We start from the raw sequence: 11,706 nt of genomic DNA on the forward strand, positions 1-11,706 counted from the left end.
CTTAATAACGAATTTTTGGATCGATGATGGCGTATAAAATATCCACAATCGCATTAAATAAAATGGTTAATGTGCCTACTAAAATGGTGAGACTCAAAACTAAAGAGTAATCACGGTTTAAGGCACCGTTTACAAATAACAAGCCCATGCCAGGCAAACCAAATACACTTTCGATGACCATTGAGCCGGTAATAATCCCTACGAAAGCCGGGCCCAAATAGGTAATCACAGGTAAAAGGGCGGGACGTAAAGCATGTTTTAAAATGATTCTTGAGGTTGAAAGCCCTTTGGCTTTAGCGGTACGAATAAAGTTGGAATGCAGTACTTCAATCATGGATCCGCGCATGATACGCGCAATCCCTGCAACATAAGCGATAGTTAATGAGGCAACGGGTAAAATAATGTACATTGCTGAACCGCCATTCCAACCGCCAGCGGGTAACCAACCCAAATAAATGGCGAAAATCAGTACTAAGACTGGTGCGAAGACAAAGCTTGGCATAATGACCCCAAGCATTGAAAAGCTCATTAGAATATAATCCCAGCGACTATTTTGATTGAGTGCGGCAAGCGTACCAGCTGTGACACCTAATACCACTGCAAAGGCGAAGGCGACCATCCCTAATTTTAAGGAAACAGGGAAGGCTGATGCGATTAAATCATTGACCGATTGATCTTTATATTTAAAAGAGGGACCAAAATCGCCTTTAGAAAGGTTTTCCAAATAAAGGAAATATTGTTTATGTAATGGTTCATTTAAATGATACTTCGCTTCGATATTTGCCATGACTTCTGGTGGATAAGCACGTTCCGATGTGAACGGGCTACCAGGGGCGAGACGCATCAGAAAGAAGGAAAAAGTAATCAAAATAAACAGCGTTGGTAAGGCCTCCAACAGCCGTTTAAAAATAAATTTGAGCATAATAACTCCAACCAAAATGGGCGAAAAGTGCGGTCAAAAAATACGATAATTTTTAACCGCACTTAAATACGAGCAACGAATTAATGTTTAATAATATAAAGGTTGCGTAAGTAAATGTGATCTTGTGGATCTTTGCCTGAATAGCCTTTTACATAAGGTTTCACTAAGCGTGGATTCACATAGTTAAAGATTGGCACGATACCGAAATCTTTTGCAAGAATTTCTTCGGCTTTCGCGTAGGCTTTTGCACGACCTTCCGCATCCGTTGCGACATAAGATTCAGCAATGGCTTTATCGTATTCTGGGTTTGCGTATTTCGCGGTATTGTTACTCGAATTAGATAAGAAATAGTTGCCGAATGTTGTGGCTTGGTTGTAATCCGCATTCCATCCAGCACGTGCTGCATCGTAACGACCTGCACGACGGCTATCAATGTAGGTTTTCCACTCTTGGTTTTCTAATTTCACATCAATTAAACCTTTGGTATTTGCTTTCCACATAGATGCCGCAGCAATGGCCACTTTTTTGTGGTTTTCATTGGTATTGTAAAGAATGCTGAATTTCAACGGATTCGCTTTGCTGTAACCAGCTTCTTCTAAGAGTTTAATGGCTTCTTCATTACGTTGTGCCATCGGTTCTTTTGAATAAGCAGGTTGTTGAATGAGCTGACCTTCTTCAATGTAAGTCGGCGTAAATACATAGGTTGGTGTTTGACCTTGACCTAAAACTTTATCGGTGATCACATTACGGTCAAGGGATAAGTTCAAGGCTTTACGAACATTCACGTTATCAAAAGGCGCTTTCTTATTGTTTAATTCATAAGAATAGGTTGCAAGCGTACGTGTCGTGAATACTTCGCCAGGCAATTCTTTCTGTAATTTAGCAAATTGTTCTGGTGGTAAGGCGTAGTTCGTCATATCTAAATCGCCTGCACGATAACGCGCTACATCAGTACTTGGGTTTTCAATCGCAAGGAATGTTGCACTGTTAATGACAGTCTCTTTATCGTTCCAGTAGAGTGGGTTGCGTTCAAATTCGATTTTTTCATTAATAATGTGGTTCGCCAGTTTATAGGCACCATTACCCACGTAGTTTTCTTTTTTCACCCATGCATCACCCAATTTTTCGACCACTTTTTGTGGTAATGGCAATAAGGATTGGTGAGTCGTTAAACTGACGGCATAAGGCACAGGATTGATTGCATGAACCACAAAGGTGTAATCATCTTTTGCTTCAACGCCTAATTCAGCCGGTTTTTTCTTACCGTCAATGATGTCTTGCGCATTTTCCACTTGTAAGTAACTTAAGTAACTTGCATAAGGCGCTGCTGTTGCAGGATCCACTAAACGACGCCAAGCAAATACGAAGTCGTGTGCGGTAACAGGATCACCATTTGACCATTTGGCATCTTTACGTAAATGGAATGTCCAAGTTTTAAAGTCTGGTGTGTTTTCCCAGCTTTCAGCTACACCCGGTTGAAGTTTACCTTCAGAGTCTGAGGTGACGAGGCCTTCAAGTAATTGATAAGCAACGGTAGATTCAGGTACACCTTCAGTTTTTTGTGGGTCAAAACTTTGTGGTTCAGCCCCGTTATTGATCACGATATGTTGTTTTTCATCTAATTGCGTTCCCTCAGGTACTATAACTGCTTGAGCAGAATAGGAAAGAGCAAGAGCAATTGCAGAGAAAAGTAGTTTGTGTTGCATTTGAGCCTCCTTGTCATTAGGCGATATTTTTATAAAGAGTCCTTCTCTTATTAGCTCAAAAATTCATGTTTGTAAAGATTTGTAAGGTGATTATTTAAAGAAAAATAACGTTTTGTGATTTGTATCTAATAAATCGCGAAAAAATTGCTAAAAGTGATGGTATGAGAGGATGAATCTAGAATATATTGGTTTTCCCTATCGTAAATATTTTCCTGGACGAATTACCCTTTTAAAGCTAATTATGCTATCGTAAGGCAGTTGAATTCAAACAAATCCATTCAAGGAGAATATAATGACAACTCAGTTAGATTCACTTCGTAGTATGACCGTCGTCGTGGCTGATACGGGCGATATTGATGCCATTAAAAAATACCAACCGCAAGATGCAACAACAAACCCATCTTTAATTTTAAGCGCTTCAGCATTACCACAATATGCACCATTAATTGATGAAGCGATTACTTATGCTAAAGCTCAAAGTGCGGATAAAGCACAACAATTAATTGATGCAGAAGATAAATTAGCGGTAAATATCGGTTTAGAAATTTTAAAAATTGTCCCAGGACGTATTTCAACTGAAGTGGATGCACGTCTCTCTTACGATACTCAAGCAACCGTTGAAAAAGCACGTAAACTTATCGCACTTTATAATGCGGCAGGTATTTCAAATGATCGTATTTTGATCAAAATTGCTTCAACATGGCAAGGTATTCGTGCAGCAGAAATTCTTGAAAAAGAAGGTATTAACTGTAACTTAACCTTATTATTCTCCGAAGCACAAGCACGTGCGTGTGCTGAAGCAGGGGTTTACTTGATTTCGCCATTCGTCGGTCGTATCTTAGACTGGTACAAAGCAAATACTGATAAAAAAGAATATGCTCCAGCAGAAGATCCAGGTGTTATTTCTGTAACCAAAATTTATAACTACTACAAAGAATATGGTTATAAAACCGTGGTGATGGGCGCAAGTTTCCGTAATGTCGGTGAAATTATTGAATTAGCAGGTTGTGACCGTTTAACTATTGCTCCTGCTTTACTTAAAGAATTACAAGAAAATTCAACCGCACTTGTGCGTAAACTAGACTACAAAGGTGAAGTAAAAGCAAAACCTCAACCATTAACTGAAGCAGAATTCTACTGGCAACATAACAGCGATGCGATGGCTGTTGAGAAATTAGCAGAGGGGATTCGCAAATTTGCAGTTGACCAAGAGAAATTAGAAGCAATGCTTTCAGCAAAACTTTAATTTAAAAAACATGAAAGTGCGGTTAGAAATAACCGCATTTTTTATTCTTACCATAAAATGTTCTAACTCTTAATAATTAGTTCTTGACTAACTCACCAAAGTCATTGAGAATTCAAGACAAGTTTTGCTAAAGCAAAATGGGAACCGCGACTTTTGATACAAAGTGCGGTCATTTTTTCTTTTTTCGGAGCAAATATATGTCAGGTATTTTTGAACAAACTCCTGCTAATCGTCGTCGTTATGGCGTAGCGATTTTTGTTGGTATTATTGCAGGTTTAATTTCTGCATTCGTAAAATGGGGTGCTGAGCATCCATTCCCACCGCGTAGCCCAATCGATTTCTTCGCAGCAGCATGTAAAGTAGACATCACAGGTTTAAGCCAAGATCAAATTCTTCAAGTGTGTTCACGTGCATTCTTAAACCCGCCGCACGTATTCTTACGTGATTATTTAGGTATTGACCCAACTCAAGCAGCATTCACTTTTGCAGATCATGGTTTTGACTGGATTGGCGTGACTCACATTACTTTCTCATTAGTATTTGCTATCGCTTACTGTTTAGTGGCAGAACGTTTTCCTAAAATCAAATTCTGGCAAGGTATTGGTGCAGGTTTAATCGCAGATATTTGTGTGCACTACATCACTTTCCCTGCATTAGGTTTAACACCACCTGTTGCAGAATGGCCGTTATATGAACATATTTCTGAATTAGTGGGACACATTTTCTGGTTCTGGACAATTGAGATTATTCGTCGTGATTTACGTAACCGTATTACTCGCGAGCCAGATGCAGAAATTCCATTAAAAAATGCAACTGAATAATTAATCTATATTGCAAAGGATGCCACCGAAAGGTGGCATTTTTGTTTATGTAGGGAACAAAAGTTATTTTTGGAAAACTAAAAAGCACCATGATTAAACATAGCTAACAGAAAAGTCATCTCTAGGTTTTAATAAATTTTTTGTAGTTATCTTTCAAGTTGGTTAGAATAAAGACAATTTTTTGTGATAGGAAAGTGGAATGAAAAAAACACCTTTACTTGCGGTCGGCTTAATGGCAACAGCTGTATTAACGGGTTGTGCAACCAAAGCAGATGGTGAACGCAATGATAAATTAGAAAGTTTTAACCGCACGATGTTTGATTTTAACTATAAAGTCATGGACCGTTATGTGTTAGAACCTGCAGCGAAAGGCTGGCGTGATTACGTGCCGACACCGGTCACAAAAGGTTTATCCAATGTGGCAAATAACTTAGATGAGCCAGTGAGCTTTGTGAACCGTTTATTAGAAGGTGAACCGAAAAAAGCCTTTGTTCACTTCAACCGTTTCTGGATTAACTCCACCTTTGGTATCGGTGGATTATTTGACTTTGCCAGTGCAAGCAAAGACTTGCAGGTTTATGATCAACGCAGTTTTGGTGAAACATTGGGCACCTACGGTGTAGATGCGGGCACTTATATTGTATTGCCAATTTATAATGCAACAACACCTCGTCAATTAACCGGTGCAGTGGTCGATGCGGCTTATACTTATCCGTTCTGGAATTGGGTAGGCGGTCCATGGTCACTGGTGAAATATGGTGTGCAAGCCGTAGATAAACGCTCGAAAACATTGGATCAAACAGAATTGCTCAATCAAGCTCAAGATCCTTATGTTACTTTCCGCGAAGCTTATTATCAGAATTTAGAATTTAAAGTGAATGATGGCAAAGTAAAAGAAAGCTCACAGAAAGAATTGTCTGATGATGTATTAAAAGAGATTGATTAAGAATACTCGTATAAGCGATAAAGTCACTTATATGTTAGGATAGCAAGCGTATTTATACGTCAATATTAAAGGAGAATATCATGACTAAAATCATTCATACAGAAAAAGCCCCGGCAGCAATCGGTCCTTATGTTCAAGCGGTAGATTTAGGTAATTTAGTTCTAACATCTGGCCAAATCCCAGTTAACCCTGCAACGGGTGAAGTGCCAAAAGATATTGTAGCTCAGGCACGTCAATCGTTAGAAAACGTGAAAGCGATTATTGAACAGGCTGGTTTGAAAGTTGGTGATATTGTGAAAACCACTGTATTTGTGAAAGATCTTAATGATTTTTCAGCAGTAAATGCAGAGTACGAGAAGTTCTTTAAAGAAAATAATCATCCGAATTTCCCAGCACGTTCTTGTGTAGAAGTTGCTCGATTACCAAAAGATGTAGGCTTAGAAATCGAAGCGATTGCGGTAAGAAAATGATAGGAAAGTGCGGTTAAAATCTGCAGATTTTTTCTACAATATGCTTTACAAGAGTGAGATTAATCACTATAATCTCGCTCCTAAATTACGCTTAGCGTAAAATTTCTGGTTGGTGCTTGACCTATTCAAGCCCCGTCCAAGACCGTAGGGAATGGTTAGCAATAATCGTCTTAATAATCCTACGTAGATGGTGAACAGAATAAGAATATTTCTTGCTTCTGGGCACCGAAGTCGTCCTAGTCTGAAAGATAACTCTTTCGATGAGGTAAATTAATTCCGAGAAATCGGAGTGTATTCAGGAGCTAAAAGCCAATGGCATTAAATCTTCAAGACAAACAAGCAATTGTTGCTGAAGTAAATGAAGCAGCCAAAGGTGCACTTTCAGCAGTAATCGCGGACTCTCGCGGTGTAACTGTTGATAAAATGACTGAATTACGTAAAGCAGCTCGTGAAGCTGGTGTAACAATGCGCGTTGTTCGTAATACTTTATTACGTCGTGCGGTTGAAGGCACTGATTTCGAATGCTTACAAGATACGTTTGTAGGTCCAACACTTATCGCATTCTCTAACGAACACCCAGGTGCAGCAGCACGTTTGTTCAAAGATTTTGCTAAAGCAAACGATAAGTTTGAAATTAAAGGTGCAGCCTTTGAAGGTAAGATCCAAGATGTTGAATTCTTAGCAACATTACCAACTTACGAAGAAGCAATTGCACGTTTAATGGGCACAATGAAAGAAGCTGCGGCAGGCAAACTTGTTCGCACTTTTGCGGCATTACGCGACAAATTACAAGAAGCAGCTTAATCATTAAGCGTTTCTTACTTCATTTAACTTTATTAATTTTAGGAATTGATTGTTATGTCATTAACTAACGAACAAATCATTGAAGCGATCGCTTCTAAATCTGTAACTGAAATCGTTGAATTAATCGCAGCGATGGAAGAAAAATTCGGTGTTTCTGCAGCAGCAGTAGCAGCAGCTCCAGCAGCTGGCGGTGCAGCAGCAGCGGCAGAAGAAAAAACTGAATTCGACGTAGTTCTTGCTGAAGCTGGTGCTAACAAAGTAGCAGTTATCAAAGCAGTACGTGGTGCAACTGGTTTAGGCTTAAAAGAAGCTAAAGACTTAGTTGAATCTGCTCCAGCTAACTTAAAAGAAGGCGTTTCTAAAGAAGAAGCTGAAGCACTTAAGAAAGAATTAGAAGAAGCTGGTGCAAAAGTAGAAATCAAATAATTTTTGATTCACTTATGTCCTGTTTCTCAGGCTTAATGGCTGGTGGTTTACCATCAGCCATTTTGTGCTATCAAAAACAGCACAAAAAAACAGATAGGCATTTTCCGTTTAATGGTATCTGTTTCCACTTAAATTAATCAGACGTTTTAATTTAAGTAGCCCACTACAGAAGTAAGGTTCAGAGTGCGGTATCCGAAACGGCGTCAATCTCCGATATAAATAAAAACGTCAATTAATTTGACCGCACTTTTTTTATATCAACTCGGTCTCACTAAAATTTACAGAGGAAAACCAATAATGGGTTACTCCTATACTGAGAAAAAACGAATTCGTAAAGACTTCGGCAAACGTCCGCAAGTTTTAAATGTACCTTATTTATTAACTATCCAATTAGATTCTTTTGATAAATTCATTCAAAAAGATCCTGAAGGTCAACAAGGCTTAGAAGCTGCATTCCGTTCTGTTTTTCCAATCGTAAGCAATAACGGTTATACAGAATTACAATATGTTGATTACCGTCTAGAAGAGCCAGAATTTGATGTACGTGAATGTCAAATTCGTGGTTCAACTTATGCAGCAGGCTTACGTGTAAAATTACGTTTAGTTAGCTACGATAAAGAGTCTTCATCACGCGCAGTCAAAGACATTAAAGAAAGCGAAGTATATATGGGTGAAATCCCATTAATGACTGACAACGGTACCTTTGTCATCAATGGTACTGAGCGTGTTATCGTTTCACAATTACACCGTAGCCCGGGCGTATTCTTTGATTCTGACAAAGGTAAAACACACTCTTCAGGTAAAGTGCTTTATAACGCACGCATTATCCCTTACCGTGGTTCTTGGTTAGATTTCGAATTTGATCCAAAAGATAACTTATATGCGCGTATTGACCGTCGTCGTAAATTACCGGCAACCATTATTTTACGTGCGTTAGGTTACACCGTTGAAGAAATCTTAAACTTATTCTTCGACAAAGTAACTTTCGAGATCGCTGGCAATAAATTACTCATGACATTAGTGCCAGAACGTTTACGTGGTGAAACGGCGACGTTTGATATCGAAGCAAATGGCAAAGTCTATGTAGAACGCGGTCGTCGTATCACTGCTCGTCACATCAAAGCATTAGAAAAAGATAATGTGACACAAGTTGAAGTGCCAACTGAATATATCGCAGGTAAAGTCGCAGCGAAAGATTACGTTGATCTTGAATCAGGTGAAATTATTTGCCCAGCAAATGGCGAGATTTCTTTAGAAGTCTTAGCGAAATTATCGCAAGCAGGCTATAAAGTGATCGAAACATTATTCACTAATGACTTAGATTACGGTCCGTATATTTCTGAAACATTACGTGTTGATCCAACTTACGATCGTGTAAGTGCATTATATGAAATCTATCGTATGATGCGTCCAGGTGAACCACCTACACCAGAATCTTCAGAAGCGTTATTCAATAACTTATTCTTCTCTGCAGAACGTTATGATTTATCTGCAGTAGGTCGAATGAAGTTTAATCGCTCGTTAGGTATTCCTGAAGGCGAGGGTACGGGGATTTTAAGTAACGACGATATCATTCGTGTGATGAAAAAACTCATCGACATCCGTAATGGTCGTGGTGAAGTGGATGATATCGACCACTTGGGTAACCGTCGTATTCGTTCTGTGGGTGAAATGGCAGAAAACCAATTCCGTATTGGTTTAGTTCGTGTAGAAAGAGCAGTTAAAGAGCGTTTATCTTTAGGCGATTTAGATGCGATCACGCCACAAGACTTAATTAATCCAAAACCAATTTCAGCGGCAGTGAAAGAATTCTTTGGTTCTTCACAACTTTCGCAATTCATGGACCAAAACAACCCATTATCAGAAGTAACACACAAACGTCGTATTTCTGCATTAGGTCCAGGCGGTTTAACGCGTGAACGTGCTGGCTTTGAGGTGCGTGACGTACATAACACTCACTATGGTCGTTTATGTCCAATCGAAACCCCTGAAGGTCCAAACATCGGTTTGATCAACTCACTTTCTGCGTTTGCTCGTACTAACGATTATGGTTTCTTAGAAACGCCATATCGTAAAGTGGTTGATGGTCAAGTAACCGAAGAAATCGAATATTTATCTGCAATTGATGAAGCAAACTACATCATTGCACAGGCGAACTCAAACCTTGATGAGAACAATCGCTTTACAGATGCATTCGTTACTGCACGTGGTGAACGTGGTGAATCAGGTCTTTATAAACCAGAAGAAATTCACTATATGGACGTTTCAACCCAACAAGTGGTATCTGTGGCAGCAGCGTTAATTCCATTCTTAGAGCATGACGATGCGAACCGTGCCTTAATGGGTGCGAACATGCAACGTCAAGCGGTTCCTACTTTACGTGCTGATAAGCCGTTAGTGGGTACAGGTATGGAAAAACCAATCGCACTAGACTCAGGTGTGGCGGTTGTCGCGAAACGTGGTGGTACAGTTCAATATGTTGATGCTTCTCGTATCGTTATCAAAGTAAATGAAGACGAAACCGTAGCAGGCGAAGCGGGTATCGATATTTATAACTTAATTAAATACACCCGTTCTAACCAAAATACCTGTATCAACCAAATTCCTTGTGTGAATTTAGGCGATCCAATTAACCGTGGTGAAGTGTTAGCAGATGGTCCTTCAACAGACTTAGGTGAATTAGCATTAGGTCAAAATATCCGTGTGGCATTCATGCCTTGGAACGGTTATAACTTTGAAGACTCAATGTTAGTTTCTGAGCGTGTTGTACAACAAGACCGCTTCACGACAATTCACATTCAAGAATTATCTTGTGTGGCGCGTGATACTAAATTAGGTTCTGAAGAAATCACTGCGGATATTCCAAATGTAGGTGAATCTGCATTAAGCAAATTGGATGAATCTGGTATCGTGTATGTGGGGGCTGAAGTAAAAGGTGGCGACATCTTAGTCGGTAAAGTCACCCCTAAAGGCGAAACTCAATTAACACCAGAAGAAAAATTGTTACGTGCAATCTTCGGTGAAAAAGCATCTGATGTGAAAGACTCTTCATTACGTGTACCAAATAGCGTAAGCGGTACTGTAATTGACGTTCAAGTCTTCACCCGTGATGGCGTAGAAAAAGACAAACGTGCATTAGAAATTGAAGAAATGCAGTTAAAACAAGCTAAGAAAGACCTTTCTGATGAATTAGAAATCTTAGAAGCTGGCCTGTTTGCTCGTGTGCGCAATGTCCTTATCGCTGGCGGTATTGATGCGGCTCAATTAGATAAAATGGATCGCACAAAATGGTTAGAACAAACCATTTCAGATGAAGAAAAACAAAACCAATTAGAACAGCTTGCTGAGCAATATGAAGAGTTACGTAAAGAGTTTGAACACAAACTTGAAGTAAAACGTAAGAAAATCATTAAAGGCGATGACCTAGCACCAGGCGTGTTAAAAGTGGTTAAAGTTTACCTAGCGGTGAAACGTCACATCCAACCGGGTGATAAAATGGCGGGTCGTCACGGTAACAAAGGTGTTATCTCAAAAATCAACCCTGTGGAAGACATGCCATACGATGAAAACGGTCAACCGGTTGAAATCGTATTGAACCCACTGGGTGTACCATCTCGTATGAACATCGGTCAGATCTTAGAGACCCACTTAGGCTTAGCTGCTAAAGGTATCGGTGATCAAATCAATGCGATGATCAAACAAAAACAAGATGTTGAGAAACTTCGTGGCTATATGCAAAAAGCATACGATTTAGGTCATGGCGCACAAAAAGTGGATTTAAGCACCTTTAGTGATGACGAAATCATGCGTTTAGCAGAAAACCTACGTAAAGGTTTACCGGTAGCAACACCAGTGTTTGATGGTGCTGATGAGCAAGAAATCAAAGAAATGTTGAAACTTGGTGGCTTACCAACTTCAGGTCAGATCACGTTATACGATGGCCGTACTGGTGAGAAATTCGAGCGTCCAGTAACCGTAGGTTATATGTACATGCTCAAATTGAACCACTTAGTTGATGACAAAATGCATGCTCGTTCAACAGGTTCTTATAGTCTTGTTACTCAACAACCACTTGGTGGTAAAGCACAATTCGGTGGTCAACGTTTCGGTGAGATGGAGGTATGGGCACTTGAAGCATATGGTGCGGCTTATACCTTACAAGAAATGTTAACTGTGAAATCCGATGACGTGAACGGCCGTACGAAGATGTATAAAAACATCGTCGGTGGCAACCAACAAATGGATCCGGGTACACCGGAATCTTTCAACGTAATTATGAAAGAAATCCGTTCACTTGGTTTGAATATCGAGCTAGACGAAGAGTAATCGACAAACCGGTCTTCCCCTGTTCGGCAGGGGAAGCAA

Annotated in this window: 9 protein-coding genes; 7 read left to right on the forward strand and 2 right to left on the reverse strand. The window is 39.7% G+C overall.

All coding sequences use genetic code 11. The features are described 5' to 3' along the window. Position 1: 1 nt before the first annotated feature. Positions 2-922, reverse strand: coding sequence for an oligopeptide ABC transporter permease OppB (gene oppB, locus INP93_RS03680; protein WP_005700169.1), 921 nt, complete (start codon positions 920-922; stop codon positions 2-4). A gap of 80 nt (positions 923-1,002) precedes the next feature. Beyond that, entirely contained in the window at positions 1,003-2,628 is a 1,626-nt protein-coding gene (locus INP93_RS03685) for an ABC transporter substrate-binding protein (protein ID WP_197545169.1), read from the reverse strand. Between the two features lie 292 nt (positions 2,629-2,920). Between INP93_RS03685 and tal the strand changes: the two genes are divergently transcribed. From tal to rpoB, 7 genes are all read left to right on the forward strand, one after another. After that, positions 2,921-3,874: a transaldolase gene (gene tal, locus INP93_RS03690; RefSeq protein WP_005694697.1), complete on the forward strand. Its 954-nt coding sequence runs from the start codon at positions 2,921-2,923 to the stop codon at positions 3,872-3,874. A 197-nt stretch (positions 3,875-4,071) separates the two neighbouring features. Next, on the forward strand, positions 4,072-4,695 hold the full coding sequence (locus INP93_RS03695; RefSeq protein ID WP_005700166.1) for a YagU family protein: 624 nt from the start codon (positions 4,072-4,074) through the stop codon (positions 4,693-4,695). Between the two features lie 199 nt (positions 4,696-4,894). Continuing rightward, on the forward strand, positions 4,895-5,641 hold the full coding sequence (locus INP93_RS03700; RefSeq protein WP_049369660.1) for an MlaA family lipoprotein: 747 nt from the start codon (positions 4,895-4,897) through the stop codon (positions 5,639-5,641). Between the two features lie 80 nt (positions 5,642-5,721). Beyond that, positions 5,722-6,111, forward strand: a complete 390-nt coding sequence (locus INP93_RS03705; protein WP_197545170.1) for a RidA family protein — start codon at positions 5,722-5,724, stop codon at positions 6,109-6,111. Between the two features lie 312 nt (positions 6,112-6,423). After that, positions 6,424-6,915, forward strand: coding sequence for a 50S ribosomal protein L10 (gene rplJ, locus INP93_RS03710; RefSeq protein ID WP_005694693.1), 492 nt, complete (start codon positions 6,424-6,426; stop codon positions 6,913-6,915). A gap of 54 nt (positions 6,916-6,969) precedes the next feature. After that, positions 6,970-7,341, forward strand: coding sequence for a 50S ribosomal protein L7/L12 (rplL, locus tag INP93_RS03715; protein WP_005697375.1), 372 nt, complete (start codon positions 6,970-6,972; stop codon positions 7,339-7,341). 297 nt (positions 7,342-7,638) lie between these two features. Beyond that, positions 7,639-11,667: a DNA-directed RNA polymerase subunit beta gene (gene rpoB, locus INP93_RS03720; RefSeq protein WP_049369662.1), complete on the forward strand. Its 4,029-nt coding sequence runs from the start codon at positions 7,639-7,641 to the stop codon at positions 11,665-11,667. The last annotated feature ends 39 nt before the right edge of the window (positions 11,668-11,706 follow it).

It is taken from the genome of Haemophilus parainfluenzae (assembly GCF_014931415.1).
GTDB classification, from domain to species: Bacteria; Pseudomonadota; Gammaproteobacteria; order Enterobacterales; family Pasteurellaceae; genus Haemophilus_D; species Haemophilus_D parainfluenzae_AF.